Source organism: Achromobacter sp. D7-1, from assembly GCF_059760445.1.
Genome location: NZ_JCBAMT010000104.1, coordinates 1 through 21,630, shown reverse-complemented (window position 1 = coordinate 21,630; position 21,630 = coordinate 1). Strand labels below are relative to the sequence as shown.

Below are 21,630 nucleotides of genomic sequence, written 5' to 3'. Positions count from 1 at the left end.
GCGTCCGTGTCGGACGCGCCCGCGGCCAGGTTGGTGAGGCGCCGCTCGGCCCCCGCCGAGCCTATGCTCACCTCGCCCACCGGCGCTGCTCCAGCCACCGCCGCCGTACCCGACCGGTATGCAGACGCGGCCAATGCCGCGCCATTGGCGACCGCGTTGGCGCCCAGCGCCACGCTGCCCGCATGGCTGGCCTGGGCATCGCGGCCCAGCGCCAGCGCGTCGTCGGCCGTGGACCGCGCGTTGTAGCCCAGCGCCGTGCTGCCAGGGTTCTGGGCGTAGGCATCTGCAGGTGTCAGCCCACGCTCATTCGTCCGCGCATAGCGGATGCCCAGACCGCTGGCATCCGTGTATGCCACGCTCGTGTCGCCGGTCAGGTTCGCCAAGGTGCCACCAAGGCTGGTGAGCGTGTCGCCCAGCGTCGTCACGGTACCTCCCATGCTCGTCACCGTATCGCCGAGGTTCGTCACGGTATCGCCCATGCTCGTCACGGTGTCGCCCAGGTTGGTCACCGTATCGCCCATGCTCGTCACGGTGTCGCCCAGGTTGGTCACCGTATCGCCCATGCTTGTTACCGTGTCGCCCAGATTCGTCACCGTGTTGCCCATGTTGCTTACCGTATCGCCCATGGTCGTCACCCTGTCGCCCACGCGCTGCACGTCCTGGTTCGTTTCGTGCAGCTGTGCGCCGTTCACCGCGTCGGTGCTGGCGGCCGACACGGCCCCGCGAGCGAGGTTGGCCAGCTTGGTGCCGCCCGTCGCGCCGCCGTCCGTGGATGCAGGGCCAGCCAAGGTGACCAGGCCCTTTGGATCACCGTCGTTACCGTCATAGGTCACCGCCCGGTCGCCCAATGCGTTCACCGCCTGATTCGTGGCATGGAGCTGCGAGCCGTTGATGGCATCCGTGCTGAGAGCGCCGAGCCGCCCTGCCGCGACATTTGTGATGGAGCGCTCCGCGCCTGTGCTGCCCACGCTGACCGTGCTGGTGGGCGCCGACCCGGCGAACGAATAGGATCGCCCCACGATTGCGGCGCCGGAGGTGCCGACGGCTGCCGCGGTCGCGGATCCCGCCCCCAGCGCGACGTCGCCCGAGTTTGTCGCGACCGAGTCGAACCCCAACGCCATGCTCCGCGCCGCCAGCGCGTTGGCATCGTTGCCAATGGCCAAGGCCGCCGCACCCGTAGCCGCCGAGCTATTGCCCAGTGCGACGGCCCCTGCTCCGGTGGCCCGATTGGCATTGCCGAACGCCACCGAGTTTTCACCGATAGCCGAGCTGTCGTGGCCGATGGCCACCGCGGAGAAGTTCCCTGTGGCGCCATCAGCCACGCTGCCAATGCCGATGGCCACGTCGCCATCGCGGCGCGCCTGCGCCTGCGTGCCAATCGCGACGGAGTCGGAGCCCATGGCGCGCGACTCCCCGGCAATCGCCACGGCACCAACACCAGACGCCTGCGCGCCCGCCGCCGCCGTGTTGGAAGACGTATTGCCGCCGATGGCAATGCTGCCGGCCGCCGTGGCCCGGGCCCATTGGCCCAGCGCGGTGGCGCCCGCCGCCAGGGCGCTGGCCTGCATGCCCACGGCGGTGCTCCGGATTGCCGCGGTCGCCGCAAAACCCAGGGCGGTCGCGCCGTTGCCTGTCGCCGCCGCATTGAAGCCAAAGACCTGCACGCCGGTGTAGCCGCCGCCATCGGCATCGCAGCCGAGCACGTTGGACCACAGGCCGGACCCGTCCTTCGGATTCTTGCCCGCGGGATAGGCCACGCCGTCCGGCCCGGTCCCTTTGGGAGAGGCGCAGCTATTCGGGTTGTACGTTGCTGCGTGGGCCTGCGGCCCCACGCCCGCCAAGCCCGCAAAGAGCGCAAGCCCCGCCACGATGGGCGCCAAGCGCAGGTCCGGCTTCAAATGCTTCCGAGCGGACTGCCCGCGTACCGTCGCGTGTTCATCTACGTCGATCCATGCGTTCCCGAGTATCTTGGTCATGAATGGGTGCTCCAGTTCAAAAACTCTATGGAACCTCTCATCTCCGCAGCCTTTCCCTGCCTCCATGACAGGGACCGGGAACAAGCTGCGGCTACTCTCGCCCCCCTGCTTCGCAAGCGCTCTGGCCGAAGCAGGGCTGTCGCCAACCGCGCCAAACTAGCGGTCGATCTATTGATGACGGTGGAAAAGGAAATGAGCCGAGATCTACACGGGACGCCTCGCTCGCCGGCGCAGACATCCCGCAGCGACTGCATCGGGTGATGCATTGAGGTCAAGACTACGGCGCGCAATTGCAATCGCACATTGCATTCGGGCCTATGGGGCGTATCGGCCTGGCCTACCTATACGGGGATGCCACTAGCGGGTAACACACGCAGTTAAGTTTTCCTTCGTCCTGCCGTTAGTAAACAAATGGACCGCTCATTCGTCCTAGGGTCGGCAGGGGTTTCACGAGGAGCGGCTCCATGGATTTGCTGGCAACAATACGCATCTTTCTCCGCGTGGTTGAACGCGGAACTATCTCTGGCGCGGCGCGCGATCTCGACATGAGCCAACCGTCAGTCAGCGAACGCATCGACAAGCTGGAACGTTTCCTCAGCGCCCGGCTGCTGGTGCGTAGTTCCCGCAAGCTGAGCTGTACCGCTGAGGGCCGGACGTTCTACGAGCAGGGCAAGCACCTGCTCGATACGGCCGAAATGACGATAAATTCAGTAACATTAAGCGATGAACAGATACGAGGAAACTTGAGGCTCGCCGCGCCGCAGTGCCTCGGCGAGACTGTCGTACCCAGAGCCCTGATAAACGTGCGCGCAGCCCATCCTGCGCTGCACATGGACCTTACGCTGAGCGACGCCATCTCCGATCCGGTCATCGAAGGGGTCGACATCTCGCTGCGGCTGGGCCGCCTCAACGAAAACGGAGGCTATATCGCTTTTCCGCTCGGGTGGGTGGGCCGCAAGCTGGTCGCGGCCCCCTCCTACCTGGCGGCCCGCGGCCCGGTGGAAACGCCGGCGGACCTGGCCTGCCACCCATTCATCCGTGTGAAGGCCGCTTTCATGAACGACCAGGTGCCGCTCATGCGCGAGAACGGGCCGGTGGTCCAAACGCGCATCAAGACCGCCATGACGGTCAGCCATTGGCGTCCCATGTACGATCTGATCCTCTCGGGCGGCGGCATCGGCGTCCTGCAGCATCCCGCATGCGCCAGGGCGCTGGCACGAGGACGTCTCGTGGAACTGCTGGATGGCTATCGCGTTCCGTCTCTTCCGCTCAATGCGCTGATTCCGCCACTGCGCCCATTGCCTTTGCGCGTGCGGGCGGTGCTCGACCTGCTGAAGCGGGACATTCCGGCGTTCCTGCAGTCCGCCGTTTGAACTGGCCCAAGGCCTATGCGCCATCAGGAATGAACGCCGATTGCCCTTGCGCTTCTGAGCCGTTCAACGGCGACGCTTTACATCATTTCCCTGCCCGTTTTGCGTCTCGCTATATAGCGCGGGCGCGAATTGTTACGCCGTGGTGCAACATTGACGCCTTTCAAAGCCATCTGCTAAAAGCTTCGATATCCGCACGTTAAACGCAATGCCCCAACTGTCGTAGTGAGGTGGTGTGTGCAAAACGAGTCCGATGGCTACACCAAGCCTCAGGAACTGCGCAGTTTCCTGTTCCTGACGGCTGTCATGGCCCCCGTCCTGTCGGTCATCATCGTGGCAGGCTACGGTTTCCTGGTCTGGTTCTATCAGCTGATCGCCGGCCCCCCCGGTAGCTGATGCGACGCGACGGAACCCCTCCCATGTCCGCGCTCCCCCATTCCGCGCCGCCTGCGGCGCCGCCAGAGCTGCACATCGCCAGCATGGTGGTGCATGCCACGCCGCGCCGCTTGCCCGACGTCCGCCTGGCGATTCTTGCGATCGCCGGCGCGGAAATCCATGGCGCCTCCGACACCGGGAAACTGGTGGTCACCCTGGAAGCCCCCTCCACCGACGACATGATGGCCCGGATCTCCGAGATCCAGCGCCTGGATGGCGTGCTGGCTTCGGCGCTGGTTTACCAGCACGCCGATACGCTGGACGCGATGAACGAGGAGATTGACGATGGCAATGGCTCGTAGAGACTTCATCAAGCAATCCGCCGCCGCCGCGGCCGCCACGGTGGCCGGCATCCCCATCGTCGGCTATACGCAGAACATCGTCACCGAATCCGAGGCCGCCAAGCTCAAATGGTCCAAGGCGCCCTGTAGGTTCTGTGGGACCGGCTGCGGCGTGAACGTCGCGGTGAAGGACAACCAGGTCGTGGCCACGCACGGCGATTTCAACGCCGAGGTGAACAAGGGCCTGAATTGCGTCAAGGGCTATTTCCTGTCCAAGATCATGTACGGCAACGACCGGCTGACCACGCCGCTCTTGCGCATGAAGGACGGCAAATACGCCAAGGACGGTGAATTTGCGCCGGTGTCCTGGGACCAGGCCTTCGACGTCATGGCCGAACAGTTCAAACGGGTGCTGAAGGACAAGGGTCCCGAGGCCGTGGGCATGTTCGGCTCGGGCCAATGGACCGTCTGGGAAGGCTACGCCGCGCTCAAGCTGATGAAGGCGGGCTTTCGCAGCAACAACCTGGATCCGAACGCGCGCCACTGCATGGCCTCGGCCGCAGTGGGCTTCATGCGCACCTTCGGCGCCGACGAGCCCATGGGCTGCTACGACGACATCGAGAACGCCGACGCCTTCGTGCTGTGGGGCTCCAACATGGCGGAGATGCACCCCATCCTGTGGACCCGCGTGACCGACCGCCGGCTGTCCGCGCCCAAGACCAAGGTGGTCGTGCTGTCGACCTTCGAGCACCGTTCGTACGAGCTGGCCGACATCGCGCTGACCTTCACGCCGCAGACGGACCTGGCGATCCTGAACTACATCGCCAACCACATCATCCAGACCAAGCGCGTGAACCGGGATTTCGTGGACAAGCACACGACCTTCCGCGAAGGCAATGCCGACATCGGCTATGGCTTGCGGCCCGACCATCCCCTGCAGAAAGCGGCCAAGAACGCCGGCGACGCCGGCGGCTCCAAGCCCATTACTTTCGACGACTTCGCCAAATTCGTCTCCAAGTACGATCTGGATTACACCGCCAAGCTGAGCGGCCTGCCCAAGAAGCAGCTGGAAGAGCTGGCCGAACTCTATGCCGACCCGAAGGTGCGCGTCACCTCTTTCTGGACCATGGGGTTCAATCAGCACACCCGCGGCGTGTGGGCCAACAACATGGTCTACAACATCCACTTGCTCACCGGCAAGATCTCCACGCCGGGCAACAGTCCCTTCTCGCTGACCGGCCAGCCCTCGGCCTGTGGCACCGCCCGCGAAGTGGGCACCTTCTCGCACCGCCTGCCGGCCGACCTGGTGGTGACCAATCCCAAGCACCGCGCGCACACCGAGGAAATCTGGCAGTTGCCCGACGGCACCATCCCCAGCAAGGTGGGCGCGCATGCGGTGTTGCAGAACCGCATGCTGAAGGACGGCAAGATCAACGCCTACTGGGTGATGGTCAACAACAACATGCAGGCCGCCGCCAACCTGATGAACGAAGGCTTGCCCGGCTACCGCAACCCCGACAACTTCATCGTGGTGTCGGACGCCTACCCCACCGTCACCACCATCTCGGCCGACCTGATCCTGCCGGCGGCCATGTGGGTCGAAAAGGAAGGCGCTTACGGCAATGCCGAAAGACGCACCCAGTTCTGGCACCAACTGGTCAACGCGCCGGGCGACGCCCGCTCCGACCTGTGGCAGCTGATGGAGTTTTCCAAGCGCTTCAACGTCGAGGAAGTCTGGCCCGCCGACCTGCTGGCCAAGAAGCCGGAATACCGCGGCAAGACGCTGTTCGACGTGCTGTTCGCCAATGGCAAGGTCAACCGTTATCCCAACACCGAACGCGCCAAGGACTACGCCAACCAGGAGGCCGAGGCTTTCGGCTTCTATGCGCAGAAGGGGCTGTTCGAGGAATACGCCGAATTCGGCCGTGGCCACGGCCACGACCTGGCTCCCTTCGACACTTACCATGAAGTGCGCGGCCTGCGCTGGCCGGTGGTCAAGGGCAAGGAAACGCTGTGGCGCTACCGCGAAGGCAGCGACCCCTACGTCAAACCAGGAGCCGGTTTCGAGTTCTATGGCAACGCCGACGGCCGCGCCGTGATCTACGCCCTGCCCTATGAACCGCCCGCGGAATCGCCGGACAAGGAATACCCGTTCTGGCTTTCCACCGGACGCGTGCTGGAACACTGGCATTCGGGCTCGATGACGCGGCGGGTGCCGGAGTTGTACCGAGCCTTCCCCAACGCGGTCTGTTTCATGCACCCCGACGACGCCCAGGAAATGGGCCTGCGGCGCGGCGTCGAAGTCGAGGTCGTATCGCGCCGCGGCAAGATGCGCACCCGGCTGGAGACCCGCGGCCGCGACAAGCCGCCGCGCGGTCTGGTCTTCGTGCCCTGGTTCGACGCTGGCCAGTTGATCAACAAGGTCACGCTGGACGCCACCGACCCGATCTCGTTCCAGACCGACTTCAAGAAGTGCGCGGTCAAGATCGTCAAGGTCTGAAAGGCGAACCGGAGACAGCCATGAACCTACGCGCCCTTACTTTTGCGACGTGTGTCATCCTCGGTTCGGCCGCGTGGGCGGCGCCGCCGCTGGAGGTCGAAGACCCGATGCGCGGCCCCACCCCGATCGCGCAGGAAGCCGACCCGCCGCTCATCAGCCCGGTCGAAAACAAGGACATCCGGCGCATGCGGACGTATTCGATGCAGCCGCCCACCATTCCGCACAAGATCGACGGCTATCAGGTCGACAAGGACTTCAACCGCTGCCTGGCCTGTCACGCGCGCGTGAACACCGAGGAAACCCAGGCCCCGCCCCTGAGCGTGACCCACTATATGGACCGCGACAGCAACGTGCTGGCGGAAGTCTCGCCGCGCCGCTACTTCTGTGTGCAATGCCACGTGCCGCAAACGGAGGCCAAGCCGCTGGTGTCCAATACTTACCAGGACATCGACGTGATCCTCAAGCGCCTGACCGCCCCGGCGCCCGCCAAGAAGTAAGCGACCGGAGGCAGCCATGCTCGGACTCATCAAGCGCTACTGGAACATCATCCGACGGCCCAGCGTGCATTTCAGCCTGGGCTTCCTGACGGTCGGCGGATTCATCGGCGGCATCCTGTTCTGGGGCGCCTTCAACACCGCCATGGAGCTCACCAACACCGAGAAGTTCTGCACCGGCTGCCACGAGATGCGCGACAACGTGTACGCCGAACTCAAGGGCACGATTCACTTCACCAACCGTTCCGGCGTGCGGGCGCTGTGCTCGGACTGCCACGTGCCGCACAACTGGACCGACAAGATTGCGCGCAAGATGCAGGCGTCCAAGGAAGTGTGGGGCAAGATCTTCGGCACCATCGACACGCGCGAAAAGTTCGTGGAAAAGCGCCTGGAACTGGCCCAGCACGAGTGGGCGCGCTTCAAGGCCAACGACTCGCTGGAATGCCGCAACTGCCACAACTACGAGTACATGGACTTCACGCGCCAGAGCCCGCGCGCGCAGAACATGCATTCCACCTATCTGGCGGACAAGAGCAAGACCTGTATCGACTGCCACAAGGGCATCGCCCACAAGCTGCCCAATATGGGTCCGGGACCGACCTCGATGGCGCCCGAGCCGGCCGGCCCGGCCAAGGAAGTGACGCATGCGGCCCGCTGACGCGCCGCTGCCCCTGCTTTGCGCGCGCGGCCTCGCCAGCCGCCGCGGCCATTGCGCGCCCGTGGATTTCGAACTGCATGGCGGCCAGCTGCTGCACGTGCGCGGGGCCAATGGCAGCGGCAAGACCAGCCTGTTGCGCATGCTCGCGGGCCTGCTGCGGCCGCAGGCGGGCGGCGTGCTTTGGCGCGGCAGCGACGCACACCGCGATCCCGCAAGCTACCGCGCCTGCATGGCCTACCTGGGACACGGCAATGGCCTGTGCGGCGAGCTGAGCGCCGCCGAGAACCTGCGCTACGCCCTGCACATCGCTGGCACCCCGCAGGCGGAAACACCCATATCGGACGCCTTGCGCGCATGGCGCCTGGAGTCCAGCGCCGATGTCCCCGCGCAGCGCCTGTCCCAAGGCCAGGGCCGGCGGCTGGCGCTAGCTGCGGTGGTGCTCGGCGGCAAGCCCTTGTGGCTGCTGGACGAGCCCGATGCGGGCCTGGATTCGGCCAGCCTGGAACAGTTGCGCCTGGCGCTGGCAACCCATCTGGCAGCCGGCGGCGCCGTGGTGCTCGCCTCGCACCGCGCCCCGGGCACAGCCGCCGCACACACCCAAACCCTGAACATGGATGACTACGCGGATGCTGGCTACGCTGTCGCAGTTGGCGTTGCGTGAAATCCGCCTGGCCTGGAGACGGCCCGCGGACACGCTGGGCGCCACCTTGTTCTTCATCGTGGCCGGCACGCTGTTCCCCCTGGCGGTCGGTCCCGATCCCGCGCTGCTGCTGGCCATCGGGCCGGGCGTGCTGTGGGTCTGCGCCCTGCTGGGCATTCTGTTGACACTGAACCGCCCCTTCGCCCAGGACTACGACAACGGCGCGCTGGAGCAACTGCTGGTGTCGCCGCATCCGCTGCCGCTGCTGGTGGGCGCGAAGCTGGCGGCGCACTGGTTCAGCAGCTGCCTGCCCTTGATCCTGGCTAGTCCGGTGCTGGCCCTGCAGTTCGGCCTGTCGCCGCAGGCCATCGGCATCCTGGTCCTGTCGCTGCTGCTGGGCACGCCGACGCTGGCGCTGGTGGGCGGACTGGGCGCGGCGCTGACGCTGGGCCTGCGCGGCGGCGCCCTGCTGCCGCTGCTGGTGCTGCCGCTGTACGTGCCGGTGCTGATCTTCGGCGCGGGCGCGGTGTCGGCCTCGCATGCCGGCATGGGCGCCGGGCCGCAATTGTCGCTGCTGGGCGCATGCCTGTGCCTGGCCATCCTGTTATGCCCCTGGAGCGCCTCGGCGGCGCTGCGCGTGGCGCTGGACTGAGGACGCCATGCACAAGCACCCTGCCCTGGACGCGTATCCGCCCGCCGCCGCAGCAGGCGCGGGCTGGCTGAGGTACGCATCGCCCGCCGCCTTCTATCCGCTGGCAGGCCGGATGATTCCATGGCTGGCGTTGGGCGCCGCGCTGTTCGCGGCTGCGGGCCTGTACGTGGGGCTGGCCGTGGCGCCCACCGACAGCCAGCAGGGCGAGGTCTACCGCATTCTGTTCATCCACGTCGGGGCGGCGTGGATGTCGATGTTCCTGTATCTGGTCATGGCGCTGTACGCCGCGCTGGGGCTGATCTTCAATACCCGCTTGTCGTTCATGATGATGCGGGCGCTCGCGCCCACCGGCGCGCTGTTCACCTTTCTGACCCTGTGGACCGGCGCGCTGTGGGGCAAGCCCACCTGGGGCGCCTGGTGGGTATGGGACGCGCGGCTCACCTCCGAACTGATACTGCTGTTCCTGTACCTGGGCTTCATGGCCTTGCAGGCGGCCGCCGACGACGACACGCAACGGGCCGACCGCGGCGGCGCCATCCTGGTGCTGGCCGGCGTGATCAACGTGCCCATCATTTATTTCTCGGTGCGCTGGTGGAGCACCCTGCACCAGGGCGCGTCGATCAATCTGACCACCGCGCCCAGCATGGCCCACATCATGGTGACGTCGATGCTGCTGATGGTGGCGGCGTTCTGGCTCTACAGCGCGGCGGCGGCGCTGGCGCGCGTGCGCGGCATCATCGCCGAGCGCGAGCCGGGCGCCGTCCGCGCGGGCCGCGCGCGGCGGGAAGCGCCATGAGCTGGGAAGCGCTGTTCTCGCTGCAGGGCCATAGCCCCTACCTGCTGGGCGCCTATGGCGTGACGCTGGCCCTGATCGGACTGGAAGCCGCGCTGTTGTGGCGCCGCAGCCGCGCCCGGCGCGCGGCGCGGCAAACCGCCAGGCGCGCGGACGGGACTGCGCCATGAGCCCGCGCAAGCGCCGCGCGCTGGCCATCGCCGGCGGCCTGGGGCTGCTGGCCGCGGCCGCCGCGCTGGTGCTCAATGCCCTGCAATCCAATCTGGTGTTTTTCTTCAGCCCCACGCAAGTGGTGGCCAGGGAAGCGCCGGCCAGCGGCAGCTTCCGCGTCGGCGGCCTGGTGGAGCAAGGCTCGCTGCGCCGCGAGGCCGACGGCCTGACGCTGCGCTTCGTGGTGACGGACACCGCGCACACCGTGCCGGTGACGTACCAGGGCCTGCTGCCCGACCTGTTCCGCGAGGGCAAGGGCGTGGTGGTGGCCGGCAAGCTGGGGCCGGACGGCGTGTTCCGCGCGACCGAGGTACTGGCCAAGCACGACGAGAACTACATGCCGCCCGAGGCCGCCGACGCGCTCAAGCGCGCGGGCGCCGGAGCGGGCACCATGCGGGCGGAGGCGCAATGATTCCCGAGATCGGACTGTTCAGCCTGATCCTGGCGCTGCTGGTGGCGCTGGCGCAAGGCGTGCTGCCGCTGGTGGGCGCCGCCACCGGCTGGCAGGCGGGGCTGCGGGTGGCGCGGCCCGCCGCCGTTGGCCAATTCGGCCTGACCACCGTGGCCATCGGCTGCCTGGCCTGGGCCTTCGTGGACAACGATTTTTCCGTGCTGTACGTGGCCGCCAATTCGCATGCGGACCTGCCCGCCGCTTATCGCTTTGCGGCGGTGTGGGGCGGACATGAAGGCTCGCTGCTGCTGTGGCTGTATCTGTTGACCGCCTGGACCCTGGCCGTGGCGCTATGCAGCCGCCGCCTGCCCCTGCCCTTCGTCGGCCGCGTGCTGGCGGTGATGGGCTGGATCAGCGTGGGCTTTCTGCTGTTCCTGCTGTTCCTGTCCAATCCCTTCGAGCGGCTGATGCCGCCGGCCATGGCCGGGCGCGACTTGAATCCGCTATTGCAGGATCCGGGCATGATCGTGCATCCGCCGATGCTGTACATGGGCTACGTGGGTTTCTCCGTGGCCTTCGCCTTCGCGATCGCGGCGCTGCTGTCGGGCGAACTGGATGCCATGTGGGCGCGCTGGGTACGCCCCTGGACGCTCGCCGCCTGGACCTTCCTGACCATAGGCATCCTGCTGGGCAGCGCCTGGGCCTATTACGTGCTGGGCTGGGGCGGCTGGTGGTTCTGGGATCCGGTGGAGAACGCCTCATTCATGCCCTGGCTGGCGGGGACCGCCCTGATTCATTCGCTGATCGTGACCGAGAGGCGCGGCGCCTTCCGCAGCTGGACCGTGCTGCTGGCGATCTGCACCTTCTCGCTCAGCATCCTGGGGACTTTCCTGGTGCGCTCGGGCGTGCTGACTTCCGTGCATGCCTTCGCGGTGGACCCGGGACGCGGCCTGTACATCCTGGGATTCATGCTGGTGATCGTGGGCGGATCGCTGGCGCTCTATGCCTGGCGCGCGCCCAAGGTGGGCCTGGGCGGCGGATTCTCGCTGCTGTCGCGCGAGTCCCTGCTGCTGTCCAACAATGTGGTGCTGACGGTGGCGGCCGGCTCGGTGCTGCTGGGCACGCTCTACCCCGTGGTGCTGGACGTGCTGGAGTGGGGCAAGATCTCCATCGGCCCGCCCTATTTTGAAGCGGTGTTCGTGCCGCTGATGACGCCCGCGATCTTCCTGATGGGTGTCGGTCCGGTAGCGCGCTGGAAGCAGGCGGAGCTGCCCGACCTGGGCCGCCGCCTGCGCATCGCTTTCGCGGTCAGCGTGGCAACCGCGCTGCTGCTGCCGCTGGCCATGCCGGGCCCGGCGCGCCTGGGTTCGCCCATGGTGATGCTGGGCCTGTGGCTGGCGGCGTGGTCGGTCGCCAGCGCCGCCACGCACGCCTGGCAGCGCCTGACGGATGGCGACGGCCACTGGCTGCGCCGGTTGGGCCGCCAGCCGCGCTCCTGGTACGGCATGCTGCTGGCGCATGCGGGCATCGGCATCTTCATCGCCGGGGTCACGCTGGCCAATGGCTACGAGGTCAAGCAGGAGCTGCGGATGGAGATAGGCTCCACCCAGGAGGCCGGCGGCTATGCATTCACCTTCGCCAGCATCGGCCCGGCCGCCGGACCCAACTACAGCGCCCAGCGCGCCGTGTTCCCGGTGACCCGTGACGGCAAGCCGGTGCTGACCCTCTACCCGGAAAAACGTCTCTACACGGTACAGGACATGGCCTTGAGCCAGGCCGACATCGACAGCGGCTTTACCCGCGACCTGTTCGTGGCGCTGGGCGACCCCGTGGGCGACCAGGCCTGGACGGTGCGCCTGCAGGTCAAGCCCTTCATGACCTGGATCTGGACGGGCTGCATCCTGATGGCGCTGGGCGGCTTGCTGGCGGCCGGCGACAAGCGCTACCGCCGCGCGCAGGAACAGGCCCGCGCGCCGCAGCCGGCCATGGCCGGCGCCGCGCGGCCCACGCGGGAGGGCGCCTGATGTTGCGCTACCTGGTGCCGTTGGCGGCCTTCCTGGAGATGGCTGTGTTCCTGGCGATGGGCCTGTCGCGCGACCCGCGGGCGGTGCCCTCGGCCATGATAGACAAGCCCGCGCCCGCCATCGGCCTGCCCGTATTGCTGACGCCCGGCCAGAAGCTGGAGGTGCAGTCGCTGCGCGGCCAGGTCTGGCTGCTGAATGTTTGGGCCTCCTGGTGCGGGCCGTGCAAGGACGAGCTGCCCGTACTGCGCGAGGCCGCCAGCCGTCACGGCATTCCGCTGTATGGCTTGAACTACAAGGACAAGCCGGAAGACGCCGAAGCCTGGCTGGCGCGCAACGGCAATCCCTACATCGCGTCCGCCAGCGACATCGACGGCCGCGTCGGCATCGAGTATGGCGTCTACGGCGTGCCCGAGACCTTCGTGATCGACCGCGACGGCCGCATCCGCTACAAGCAGCTGGGCCTGATCACGCCCGAGATCTGGCGCGACCAGATCCAGCCCACGATAGAGGCGCTGCGATGATCCGGCTGCCTGCCCAGCTGTGCCGCCTGTTGCACAATCCGTGCCGGGCCAGACTCTACACCCTGATCCGCGCTGGGCTCTGCGCCCTTCTGCTGGCCCTGCCCGGCGCCGCGCGCGCCCAAGTCCACGCGTCCGCCGCACAGCCCTTGCCGCCTGTCCTGGAACAACGCGCCGACAAGCTGGCCCACGGACTGCGCTGCCTGGTATGCCAGAACCAGACCCTGGCCGAGTCGAACGCGCCATTGGCCCAGGACATGCGCAAACTGATCCGCGACCAATTGGCCGCTGGCCGCAGCGACGCGCAGATCATGCGTTTCTTCGAAGACCGCTATGGCGACTTCGTGCGCTATGACCCACCCTTCAAACCCATCACCTGGCTGCTGTGGCTGGGGCCGTTCGCGCTGCTGGCGCTGGGCTTCTTCGTGCTGTTGCGCACCTTGAAGCGCCGCGCCGGCGCGCGCGCGCCGCTGACCGCCGACGAACGCGAGCGCGCCGCCCGCTTCCTGGATACCGGATCATGACATCGCTCTGGCTCATCGTGCTGCTCTTGCTGCTGGCGACGCTGCTCTGCCTGATCCCGCCCTTGCTGCGCCGCGCGCCAGCCGCGCAACCCGCCTCCGAAGCCAACGTGCGCGATTTCTATCGGGCGCAGCGCGAACAGCTGCAACGCGACCTCAACAACGGCAGCCTCACTGCCTCTGCATGGACGCGGGCGGAGGATGAATTGCAGCGTGACCTGCTGCAAGACCTGGAGTTGCGGCAGACCCGCAGCACACCCTGGGCCGGGCAGCGCGCAGGAATCGTCGCAGCCTGCCTGCTGACCGTGATGATCCCGGTGGCCGCCGTGCTGCTGTACGGCCATCTGGGCAATCCGCGCGCGGCGGCCAGCGCCGGGGTGGGTCAGCAGGCCGAGCCACATGCCGCGGAAACCGCCAATGACATGACACAGGCCATCAACGCGCTGGCGCTACGGCTGCGGGCAGCGCCGGATGACGCCGACGGCTGGTACGTGCTGGCGCGCTCATATGAAACCCTGGGACGCTACACCGATGCGGTGGCCGCCTATCAACAAGTGCTGCGCCTGGTGCCGGGACAGCCTGCTGTCCTGGCCGACCTGGCCGACGCGTTGCTTTCGGCCAACCAGGGCAACCCCGACGAAGCCTCCATCGCGGCGGTAGCGCAAGCGCTCGCCGCGCAGCCGGACCAGCCCAAGGCCCTGGCCTTGGCTGGCATGATGGCGCTGCGCCGTGGCGACGCGGCCGAAGCGCTGGCGCACTGGGAACGCCTGCAAGCTCAGCTGCCGCCGGAATCGGAAGCGGCGCGGCAGATCCAGTCGAACATCGCACAGGCGCGCGCCATGGCGGCCGCGCCTGCTGGAACATCCGCTGCGAAGTCTGTCATTGCTTCTTCCGGGACGTCCGCGGCGGCATCCGCAGCCTCGGTGCCGCCTTCGGCCTCCACTCCCCCCGCCGCCAGCTCGGCACCCGTGCCTACGGCCACCGCGTCCTCTGCCCGCATCAGCGGACGCGCGAGCATCGCCGACGCGCTGCGCGGCCGGGTCCAGCCCTCCGATACCGTGTTCATTCTGGCGCGGCCCGAGCAAGGGTCGCGCATGCCGCTGGCCATCCTGCGCATGCAGGTGTCCGACCTGCCCCGGGACTTCGTGCTGGACGACAGCAGCGCCATGTCGCCTGACGCGACCTTGTCGCAAGCCGGCAAGGTGCGCGTAGAAATCCGCGTCAGCCGGTCTGGCACGGCGGCCGCCAAACCAGGCGACCTGGGCGGTTCCCTAGTCGGCATCGGCAACCATGCCGCCGGGCTGGAACTGGTGGCCGATACCGTCGTGCCCTAGCGCTCAGACCCGTTCGATCCGCGCCGGCAACCCCTGGCGCACCGCCGCGCCCGACACCCAATCGATCCAGACGTTGGCATGCTCGCCACGCGTGGCATCGCCAAACCCCAGGTCGTTCAAGTTCACGCCCGCGGCCAGCGCCGGATCGTGCGGCATGGACTTGCCGTCGATGACGTGAGCGCGTGCGCCCAGCTCGGTATGGCCGTAGCCGTGCTCGATGCCCACCGCGCCCGGCTGGATGCCGTCGCGCAGCAGCGCCAGCCCGGTCACCGCGCCGCCCGGCGTCACGATGCGCACCGCGTCGCCGTTGCGGATGCCCAGGCGTTCGCCGTCCTGCCGGTTGATCGACACCGGGTTGTGCGGATGCACTTGACGCAAACGATTCACGCCGATGGACATGGAGCTCATCAGGTTGGACTTGAAGGAGCTGAGCAGGAAGGGCCAGTCCTGCTGCGCGTATTGCGCCCGCATGTCGCGGCCGTCCGCCAGGCGCGTCGGATACCAGGTGGGACAGCCGCTATAGCGCTCGCCCGTCATGGAATGGCGAAAGCCCGCCAGTTCCTCGCTCCAGACCTGCAAGGGCTTGGCGTAGGCGGCGCGCGTCTGCCGCGCCCCGCCTGCTTCCACCCAGGCGTCCTGCATCTTGTCGAAGCGTCCGCCACGGCTCATCAGCATGGCGACCTGGCGCCATTCGCCCGGCTTGAGCTTCTGCTGCAGCAACGCCCCGTAGCGGTCCACTCCGGTGAGCGCCATGTCGTCGTCGCTGGCCTCGGACACGGGCTTGCCGGCCGCGAAAGCGATGTTGGCCATGCCGCGCAGGAAGAAGTCCTCGGGCGTGTCCAGCGCGTACTTGGCGCCGTCCTTGTCCGAGATGGCGCCGGCGCCGAAGCCCGGCATGTCCAGCCGCTTGGCGCAGGCGATCAGGAAGGTTTCCAGGCAGACCGGTTCGTCCGTGGCCGTGCGCGCCACCCGCGGCTGCACGGCGGGCCAGCGCACGGTGGAAGCCTTGGCGACCACATCCGCCCAAGGCGCCGAGACGCCCCAGCTTTCGTACGTGACCGTGTCCGGCACGATGTAGTCGGCCAGCGCGTTGGTCTCGTTGATGAAGGGGTTGATCGATACCGACAACGGCAACAGGCCCGGATCCTTCATCTTGTCGATGATGACGCTCTTCAAGCCGGCAATGCCGTAGATCGGGTTGCTCATGTGGTTGAACCAGACCTTGGCGCGGTACGGATAGCCCGCCAGCGCCGACGCCAGCATCTCCGAGCTGAGGCCACCCGTGGCCGGATACCAGGGCGCCGCGGCCGGATAGGCCGGCTGGCCCGCAGCTTTCTTGCGCTTGAACTCGCTGGACTTCTCGTACGGGAAGCGGTTGCGCGACAGGCCCACGCCCTTGGGCGTGGCGCGGTTGGCGAAGCCGGCGATGTTGTAGCGCGGCCCCTGCCCGTAGGGCGGGAACGGGCCGGCGTCCAGCACCAGGCCGCCTTCGACGTTGAGGTTGCCCACCAGCGTGTTCAGCATGGCGATGGCATAGGCGGTATAGAAACCCGAGCCGCTCATCGTGCCGCCGTGCGCATCGGCCACGGCCCGCTTGCCATAGCTGGTGAAGCGTTCGGCCAGCTCTGCGATCTTGGCGGCGGGCACGCCGCTCAGCGCCGCGTATTCGTCCAGCGTCTTGCGGCGCGCTTCCTCGCGCAGCAGCGACAGCGAACTGCGCACGCGCAGGGCTTCGGGCGCCCCGTCCATGCCGGGCGCGGCCACCGTCTCGTCCACGAACAGCGTGGCCGGCGCGGCCGTGGTGTGCGGTGCCAGCGTGCCGTCTTCCAGGCGCACCACATACACGTCCTCCCACTTCTCGCCGGCATCGGCCGGACGCGGCCAACCCAGGTCGGCACCGCGCAGGAAGCTGCCCAGGCGCGGATGGCCGGGCTCGGCCACCACCAGATGGGTGGCGTTGGTCCAGGCCGCCTCGCCCGCGGCCTTCATGGCCTCGGGACCGGGCTGCGTCAGCGCGCGGGCGTCGTAGCGTTCGTTATCCAGGATCCAACGGATCAGGCCCATGGCCAGGCCCAGGTCGCCGGCCGGATTGACGGCGACCCACTCATTGCCCGATCCGGCCGAGAGGCTGGACGAAGCCGGCAGCATGGGCGACACGACCACATAAGTGAAACTGGCTTCTTCCGGCCGCACGCGGGCCTCGGCCAACTGGCGGGCCTGGCGCTGGAACGGGTTGCCGGCCTGCGCCGGGGCCGCGCCGATGAACAGGCCGAAGCGGGCATTGTCCCAATCCGGCTTGCCATGCGGCATGCCCTTCAAGTCGCCCAGCGCGGCGCCCGCGCCCACGCGGAAACTCTGGCCGCAATAGGAACCATGGTTGCTGAAGTTAACCGTGCCGAAGGATTGCCCGGCAAAGCGCTGGATCAGCGGGGTGCGGCCTTCGTTGGACGCGTCGGTAAAGAGGAACTGGTTGACCTTGGCGCCGTACTCGGGGTTCTGCGGGTCCAGCGGCGTCTCGCGGTCGAAGATGGCGCGCAGACCGTCCACCTGGCCTTCGCCGAACAGGTCGCCGCCTTCGCAGACTTCCTGCACCAGCTGTTCGAACGAGATGGTCTGCCACTTGCCCTCGCCGCGCTTGCCCACGCGCTTGAGCGGCTGCAGCACGCGGAAGGGGCTGTTCATCTGTTCCAGCATGGCCGAGCCGCGGGCGCAGGAGGTGGCGCGCCCTTCCAGGCCGTTGTCGCCGCCGAGTTGCGCGTAGACCTCGCGCACCGGCGCTTCCATGGCGGCCGGCCGGGTCGTGGCCAGCGGATGGTAGGGATTGCCGGCCACGCGCAGGATGCGGTTTTCCTTCGTGTCCACGCGCAGGCGCACGCCGCACTGGGTCCAGCAGCCCAGGCAGCTGGAGGGGCTGACCGTCTGGCCCGGCTGGGCGCTGAGCACGCCGGTCAAGGGATCGATGCGGAATTCCGGGGTCAGCGAGTTGCCGCGCACGGCGTGCGCCGTGGGCACGCCGGCCGTGCCTTGCGCCAGGCCCTTCACGGCGCGGACCACGGTTTCGCCATAGCCCGCCGCAAAAGCCGCCATGCCGCCGGCGACCACGCCGCCGCGCACCATCAGCTTGCGCCGCGCCTCATCGCGCGGTTGATCGGCGGCCTCGTCCGGCGGGGCGCCGCGCTTGTCGTCTTCGTGTTGCTTGTCCATTGCTTTCATTCCATGTTCTTTCGTCTAGGGCCTGCGCACACACAGGCCCAGGCGGCGGCGCTCAGGCCGCCAGGCCCCGCGTGCGCGCCGGAAACAGTTCCAGGGCATAGGTCACGGCGGCGATCAGCGCCACGCACAGGCCCAGCACGCCCACCATGCCCAGCAGTCCATCGCTGCCCCAGGGCATGTCGTACAGATAGAGACCGGCGCCGTACTTCGGCACGCCCTGCACGCTCATGAAGACCACCCAGCGGAAGATCCACGCCGCGGCCAGCATCGTCAGTGCCAGCGCCGCTGAAGGCAGCGGCACGGCCAGCGTGCGCGCCGGGCGTTGCAACAGCGCAATCATGCAGAAGCCGGTCGCCACCGCGCCCGCCAGGCTGACGCGCCAGATCGGGAACTCCGCGAACAGGCGCAGCGCGGCGTCGAACGAAGGGTCCATGCCCAAGAGGCCCAGCAGCGCCCAGGCGCCGGCACCCAGCGCCATCATCACCACCGCCGTCACGCTCAGGCTGCGCAACAGTTCCACCGGCATGGCCTGCGTGCCGCCGCGCAGCCAGCGGCCCACCAGGAACATGGCCCCGAGCGCGCCCAGCCAGGCGGTCAGCGCGAAGTTCACCGGCAGGAACACCGTGTGCCACAAGGGCCGCGAACGCAGCACCATGACCTCGGCGCCGGTGTAGACCAGGATGGACAGCGCCGACACCGCCAGCGCCATGCCCAGCGCGCGCACCCAGCCGATGCGGCCCCACCACCAGGCAGCGCAGAACAGCAGCGCCAGCGTCACGAACACCGGCAGCAGCAAGGCGCCCAGCCACATCCACGACCAAGGCGTGACATGCGCGTAGAAATGCCAGAAGCGGCCCGGTTGGTGCAGGTCCGCCAGCAAGGACACGGGCGCGGCGATGGCGCTGACCAGCAGCACCGTCACCGCCGCGGGCAGCAACCGTCGCGCCGGCGAGCCAGCGCTGCCGAAGGCCGCAAAGGCGGCGGTCAGCGCGGTGGTGGCGCTGATGCCGATGAGGAAAAAGTACTGCACGGCCCACGGCAGCCAGGCGGCGTCGTAGACCGGCGTCAACAATTCAGAGATCTGCATGCTCATCCCCTTCGATGGCTCAGTGGCCGCCAGCCAGCCGCACGCCGGCCTGGCCGTCGACCTGATGGACGAACGCATCGGGCAGGCCGATGTAATAGACATGGGGATCGGTCTTCATCTCGGGCTTGAGCACCTTGATGTCGGCCTTGTGCTCGACCAGCAGCTGGGAAATGGCGCTGTCGGGATCGTTCAGGTCGCCGATGACGCGCGCGCCGCCCACACAGCTTTCCACGCAGGCCGGCAGCAGCCCCGCTTCCAGGCGGTGCTCGCAGAAGGTGCATTTGTCGGCGGTCTGCGTTTCATGGTTGATGAAGCGGGCGTCGTAGGGACAGGCCTGCACGCAATAGGCGCAGCCCACGCAGCGTTCGTTGTCGACCAGCACGATGCCGTCTTCGCGCTGGAAGGTGGCCTGCACCGGACAGACCGGCACGCAAGGCGGGTTGTCGCAGTGGTTGCACAGGCGCGGCAGCATCACCATGGAGGCCGGGCCGCCAGAGTCGGGCAGGACTTCGTATTGCAGGACGGTGGTGCGGAACTGCCCTATCGGCGGCAGGTTCTCCATCGAACAGCTGACCGTACAGGACTGGCAGCCGATGCACTTGCGCATGTCCACGACCATGCCGTAGCGCTTGCCGGCCATGCCGGGGCGGCGCGGCGGCTGGCCGTTGATGGCGGCGGCCTCGGCGCGGATGGGAATGACGGTGGCCGCGGCCCCCAACCCCAGTAAGCCCTTTAGAAAGCCTCGTTTACCCGGGAGTGGCGGTTCCGGGGGGCTGGCGGGGGTACTCATGGTGCTTCTCCAAGCGTTAATTCCGTTACAGGAATTAACTTATCACCTGGAGTTATATAGAGGCTTGATAAGTATCAAACTGGGGACGGATAAGTACGAAACCGGGCCGGTCTACGGCCCAGTCCGTCAATCCTCGATCTTGAGCGCCCGGCGCCAAGCGGCCAGCTTGTGCTCGAACGAAGCCGCCGCGTGCGCCGGGCTGGTCGACGGCAAATCCATATATTCCAACGGGACGGCCAGCCCGGGCAGCACGTGGCGACGGTACAGCGCCGCAGCCTTGGCGCCATTGAAACAGACCCGGACGATGGCCGGGTGCCGTTCCAGGAATGCGGCGAAATCGTTGGCGACCAGAGTGTCGCCGCGGATGTCGGCGTCCAGGCTGCCGGGTCGTTCGCAGGCTTGCAGCACGTCCCACAGGGCGACGCCTGCGGCTTGCAGGGCATGCAGGCGCTGCGCGTAATCCAGGCCGGGATCGAAGCCGAAGACGCTGGCCGCGATGGGCCAGAAGGCGTTGCGCGGGTGGGCGTAATAGCGGCCCTGCCTGAGCGACGCCACTCCCGGCATGGAACCCAGCACCAGCACGCGCGCGCCGGCCTGCGCCACCGGGGCAAAGCCCTGGACCTGATTCTCTTGGCCCGTCAGGGCTGCGCTCTCTGTATCCGCCATTCCCGAAGGATACGCGAGCCCTCGGTTCCCGCCCCAGTGTCCGATGCATGGAACAGTGCTTATCAGCGCGGGGGACTACCGCGCGTGGGCTTGCGCCCTTATCTTCTTAACTATGACGAACGGCCCCGCTGGGGCCGCGCAACAGGAAATACGACCATGAAGAAGATTCTCGGATTGCATGCCAGCCCCCGTCCCCACTGGGTGGGCGACGGCTTCCCGGTGCGCTCCATGTTCTCCTACAACGACAAAGGCAAGAACACCAGCCCGTTCCTGCTGCTGGACTACGCCGGCCCGGCCCAGTTCGAACCGGCCGAGCATCCCCGCGGCGTCGGGCAGCATCCGCACCGCGGCTTTGAAACCGTGACCATCGTCTACAGCGGCGAAGTCGAGCACCGCGATTCCACCGGCAACGGCGGCGTCATCGGTCCCGGCGACGTGCAATGGATGACGGCGGCCTCGGGCATCCTGCACGAGGAATTCCATTCCCACGACTTCACCCGCAAGGGCGGAGAACTGGAAATGGTGCAGCTTTGGGTCAACCTGCCCGCCAAGGACAAGATGGCGCCGGCCGGCTACCAGGGCATCCTCAACGCGGACATCCCGACGGTGGAATTGCCGGACGGCGCGGGCACGCTGCGCGTGATCGCAGGCAACTACGCGGGCCACGCGGGGCCGGCGCGCACCTTCACGCCGATGGACGTGTGGGACGTGAAGCTGGCCGCCGGCAAGTCGGCGACCTTCCCCGTCGCCGCGGGCCGCAACAGCATGCTGGTGGTGCTGCGCGGCACGGTGCTGGTCAACGGCGAAACCGTGGCGCGCGACGCGCAGCTGGCGCTGTTCTCGCTGGAAGGCGAGGACATCACCGTCGAAGCCAACAACGACGCGATGTTCCTGGTGTTGAGCGGCGAGCCCATCGACGAGCCGGTGGTCGGCTACGGCCCCTTCGTGATGAACACGCAGGCGGAAATCGTCGAGGCCATCCAGGACTTCAACGCCGGACGCTACGGCAAGATGCACTGAGGCCAAAGGGCCAGCGGGTATCCCGCCTCGCACCGCGAGGCGGGATACTAGGCCAGG

20 protein-coding genes and 1 pseudogene are annotated in these 21,630 nt (G+C 67.5%); 16 read left to right on the top strand and 5 right to left on the bottom strand.

The window, feature by feature from the left end:
• A pseudogene (locus tag AC6LKD_RS29205) lies at positions 1 to 1,976 on the bottom strand (hypothetical protein); the annotation flags it as partial.
• A 464-nt stretch (positions 1,977 to 2,440) separates the two neighbouring features.
• Between AC6LKD_RS29205 and AC6LKD_RS29200 the strand changes: the two are divergent.
• The 15 genes from AC6LKD_RS29200 to ccmI all read left to right on the top strand — a co-directional run bounded on the left by AC6LKD_RS29200 (position 2,441) and on the right by ccmI (position 14,797).
• Entirely contained in the window at positions 2,441 to 3,349 is a 909-nt protein-coding gene (locus AC6LKD_RS29200; RefSeq protein WP_498118212.1) for a LysR family transcriptional regulator, read from the top strand.
• A gap of 234 nt (positions 3,350 to 3,583) precedes the next feature.
• Entirely contained in the window at positions 3,584 to 3,742 is a 159-nt protein-coding gene (napE, locus tag AC6LKD_RS29195; RefSeq protein WP_013393095.1) for a periplasmic nitrate reductase, NapE protein, read from the top strand.
• Positions 3,743 to 3,765: 23 nt separating this feature from the next.
• Positions 3,766 to 4,083, top strand: coding sequence for a chaperone NapD (locus AC6LKD_RS29190; RefSeq protein ID WP_013393094.1), 318 nt, complete (start codon positions 3,766 to 3,768; stop codon positions 4,081 to 4,083).
• Positions 4,067 to 6,562, top strand: coding sequence for a periplasmic nitrate reductase subunit alpha (gene napA / locus AC6LKD_RS29185; RefSeq protein ID WP_498118211.1), 2,496 nt, complete (start codon positions 4,067 to 4,069; stop codon positions 6,560 to 6,562). Before AC6LKD_RS29190 ends, napA begins: the two co-directional genes overlap by 17 nt.
• Before the next feature lie 20 nt (positions 6,563 to 6,582).
• The gene (locus AC6LKD_RS29180; protein ID WP_498118210.1) at positions 6,583 to 7,059 is read left to right on the top strand and encodes a nitrate reductase cytochrome c-type subunit; all 477 of its coding nucleotides are present in this window, start codon (positions 6,583 to 6,585) and stop codon (positions 7,057 to 7,059) included.
• 16 nt (positions 7,060 to 7,075) lie between these two features.
• Positions 7,076 to 7,714, top strand: coding sequence for a cytochrome c3 family protein (locus AC6LKD_RS29175; RefSeq protein WP_498118209.1), 639 nt, complete (start codon positions 7,076 to 7,078; stop codon positions 7,712 to 7,714).
• A complete protein-coding gene (gene ccmA, locus AC6LKD_RS29170) occupies positions 7,701 to 8,375 on the top strand; it encodes a heme ABC exporter ATP-binding protein CcmA (RefSeq protein WP_498118208.1) in 675 nt (224 codons plus the stop codon). The genes AC6LKD_RS29175 and ccmA overlap by 14 nt, the downstream gene beginning before the upstream one ends.
• Entirely contained in the window at positions 8,341 to 9,006 is a 666-nt protein-coding gene (gene ccmB, locus AC6LKD_RS29165) for a heme exporter protein CcmB (protein ID WP_013393089.1), read from the top strand. Before ccmA ends, ccmB begins: the two co-directional genes overlap by 35 nt.
• Positions 9,007 to 9,013: 7 nt before the next feature.
• Entirely contained in the window at positions 9,014 to 9,802 is a 789-nt protein-coding gene (ccmC, locus tag AC6LKD_RS29160; protein ID WP_013393088.1) for a heme ABC transporter permease CcmC, read from the top strand.
• Positions 9,799 to 9,969 (top strand): heme exporter protein CcmD, encoded by a 171-nt coding sequence (gene ccmD / locus AC6LKD_RS29155; RefSeq protein WP_498118207.1) that lies wholly within the window; start codon positions 9,799 to 9,801, stop codon positions 9,967 to 9,969. Before ccmC ends, ccmD begins: the two co-directional genes overlap by 4 nt.
• On the top strand, positions 9,966 to 10,421 hold the full coding sequence (ccmE, locus tag AC6LKD_RS29150; protein ID WP_498118206.1) for a cytochrome c maturation protein CcmE: 456 nt from the start codon (positions 9,966 to 9,968) through the stop codon (positions 10,419 to 10,421). The genes ccmD and ccmE overlap by 4 nt, the downstream gene beginning before the upstream one ends.
• Complete coding sequence (locus AC6LKD_RS29145; RefSeq protein WP_498118205.1) at positions 10,418 to 12,424, top strand: heme lyase CcmF/NrfE family subunit; 2,007 nt, start codon at positions 10,418 to 10,420, stop codon at positions 12,422 to 12,424. Before ccmE ends, AC6LKD_RS29145 begins: the two co-directional genes overlap by 4 nt.
• On the top strand, positions 12,424 to 12,945 hold the full coding sequence (locus tag AC6LKD_RS29140; RefSeq protein WP_498118204.1) for a DsbE family thiol:disulfide interchange protein: 522 nt from the start codon (positions 12,424 to 12,426) through the stop codon (positions 12,943 to 12,945). The genes AC6LKD_RS29145 and AC6LKD_RS29140 overlap by 1 nt, the downstream gene beginning before the upstream one ends.
• A complete protein-coding gene (locus tag AC6LKD_RS29135) occupies positions 12,942 to 13,466 on the top strand; it encodes a cytochrome c-type biogenesis protein (protein ID WP_498118203.1) in 525 nt (174 codons plus the stop codon). Before AC6LKD_RS29140 ends, AC6LKD_RS29135 begins: the two co-directional genes overlap by 4 nt.
• Positions 13,463 to 14,797 carry a c-type cytochrome biogenesis protein CcmI gene (ccmI, locus tag AC6LKD_RS29130; RefSeq protein WP_498118202.1) on the top strand — a complete coding sequence of 445 codons (1,335 nt, stop codon included), beginning with the start codon at positions 13,463 to 13,465 and terminating at the stop codon, positions 14,795 to 14,797. Before AC6LKD_RS29135 ends, ccmI begins: the two co-directional genes overlap by 4 nt.
• A gap of 3 nt (positions 14,798 to 14,800) precedes the next feature.
• Here ccmI and AC6LKD_RS29125 read toward each other — a convergent pair whose 3' ends face one another.
• The 4 genes from AC6LKD_RS29125 to AC6LKD_RS29110 all read right to left on the bottom strand — a co-directional run bounded on the left by AC6LKD_RS29125 (position 14,801) and on the right by AC6LKD_RS29110 (position 20,553).
• Positions 14,801 to 18,001, bottom strand: coding sequence for a tetrathionate reductase subunit A (locus AC6LKD_RS29125; protein WP_498118201.1), 3,201 nt, complete (start codon positions 17,999 to 18,001; stop codon positions 14,801 to 14,803).
• Between the two features lie 61 nt (positions 18,002 to 18,062).
• Entirely contained in the window at positions 18,063 to 19,097 is a 1,035-nt protein-coding gene (gene nrfD / locus AC6LKD_RS29120) for an NrfD/PsrC family molybdoenzyme membrane anchor subunit (protein ID WP_498118200.1), read from the bottom strand.
• A gap of 19 nt (positions 19,098 to 19,116) precedes the next feature.
• Positions 19,117 to 19,887, bottom strand: coding sequence for a sulfate reduction electron transfer complex DsrMKJOP subunit DsrO (dsrO, locus tag AC6LKD_RS29115; protein ID WP_498118199.1), 771 nt, complete (start codon positions 19,885 to 19,887; stop codon positions 19,117 to 19,119).
• Positions 19,888 to 20,013: 126 nt separating this feature from the next.
• Positions 20,014 to 20,553 carry a DNA-deoxyinosine glycosylase gene (locus AC6LKD_RS29110; protein WP_013393078.1) on the bottom strand — a complete coding sequence of 180 codons (540 nt, stop codon included), beginning with the start codon at positions 20,551 to 20,553 and terminating at the stop codon, positions 20,014 to 20,016.
• Positions 20,554 to 20,709: 156 nt separating this feature from the next.
• Here AC6LKD_RS29110 and AC6LKD_RS29105 point away from each other — a divergent pair, with 156 nt between their 5' ends.
• On the top strand, positions 20,710 to 21,573 hold the full coding sequence (locus tag AC6LKD_RS29105; protein ID WP_498118198.1) for a pirin family protein: 864 nt from the start codon (positions 20,710 to 20,712) through the stop codon (positions 21,571 to 21,573).
• Positions 21,574 to 21,630 lie beyond the last annotated feature (57 nt).

What these genes read in the sequence shown, in the direction of transcription:
- AC6LKD_RS29200 (WP_498118212.1), top strand. Translation starts at nt 2,441, where the DNA reads ATGGATTTGCTGGCAACAATACGCATCTTTCTCCGCGTGGTTGAACGC.
- AC6LKD_RS29190 (WP_013393094.1), top strand. Translation starts at nt 3,766, where the DNA reads ATGTCCGCGCTCCCCCATTCCGCGCCGCCTGCGGCGCCGCCAGAGCTG.
- napA (WP_498118211.1), top strand. Translation starts at nt 4,067, where the DNA reads ATGGCAATGGCTCGTAGAGACTTCATCAAGCAATCCGCCGCCGCCGCG.
- AC6LKD_RS29180 (WP_498118210.1), top strand. Translation starts at nt 6,583, where the DNA reads ATGAACCTACGCGCCCTTACTTTTGCGACGTGTGTCATCCTCGGTTCG.
- AC6LKD_RS29175 (WP_498118209.1), top strand. Translation starts at nt 7,076, where the DNA reads ATGCTCGGACTCATCAAGCGCTACTGGAACATCATCCGACGGCCCAGC.
- ccmA (WP_498118208.1), top strand. Translation starts at nt 7,701, where the DNA reads ATGCGGCCCGCTGACGCGCCGCTGCCCCTGCTTTGCGCGCGCGGCCTC.
- ccmB (WP_013393089.1), top strand. Translation starts at nt 8,341, where the DNA reads ATGCTGGCTACGCTGTCGCAGTTGGCGTTGCGTGAAATCCGCCTGGCC.
- ccmC (WP_013393088.1), top strand. Translation starts at nt 9,014, where the DNA reads ATGCACAAGCACCCTGCCCTGGACGCGTATCCGCCCGCCGCCGCAGCA.
- ccmD (WP_498118207.1), top strand. Translation starts at nt 9,799, where the DNA reads ATGAGCTGGGAAGCGCTGTTCTCGCTGCAGGGCCATAGCCCCTACCTG.
- ccmE (WP_498118206.1), top strand. Translation starts at nt 9,966, where the DNA reads ATGAGCCCGCGCAAGCGCCGCGCGCTGGCCATCGCCGGCGGCCTGGGG.
- AC6LKD_RS29145 (WP_498118205.1), top strand. Translation starts at nt 10,418, where the DNA reads ATGATTCCCGAGATCGGACTGTTCAGCCTGATCCTGGCGCTGCTGGTG.
- AC6LKD_RS29140 (WP_498118204.1), top strand. Translation starts at nt 12,424, where the DNA reads ATGTTGCGCTACCTGGTGCCGTTGGCGGCCTTCCTGGAGATGGCTGTG.
- AC6LKD_RS29135 (WP_498118203.1), top strand. Translation starts at nt 12,942, where the DNA reads ATGATCCGGCTGCCTGCCCAGCTGTGCCGCCTGTTGCACAATCCGTGC.
- ccmI (WP_498118202.1), top strand. Translation starts at nt 13,463, where the DNA reads ATGACATCGCTCTGGCTCATCGTGCTGCTCTTGCTGCTGGCGACGCTG.
- AC6LKD_RS29125 (WP_498118201.1), bottom strand. Translation starts at nt 18,001, where the DNA reads ATGGACAAGCAACACGAAGACGACAAGCGCGGCGCCCCGCCGGACGAG.
- nrfD (WP_498118200.1), bottom strand. Translation starts at nt 19,097, where the DNA reads ATGCAGATCTCTGAATTGTTGACGCCGGTCTACGACGCCGCCTGGCTG.
- dsrO (WP_498118199.1), bottom strand. Translation starts at nt 19,887, where the DNA reads ATGAGTACCCCCGCCAGCCCCCCGGAACCGCCACTCCCGGGTAAACGA.
- AC6LKD_RS29110 (WP_013393078.1), bottom strand. Translation starts at nt 20,553, where the DNA reads ATGGCGGATACAGAGAGCGCAGCCCTGACGGGCCAAGAGAATCAGGTC.
- AC6LKD_RS29105 (WP_498118198.1), top strand. Translation starts at nt 20,710, where the DNA reads ATGAAGAAGATTCTCGGATTGCATGCCAGCCCCCGTCCCCACTGGGTG.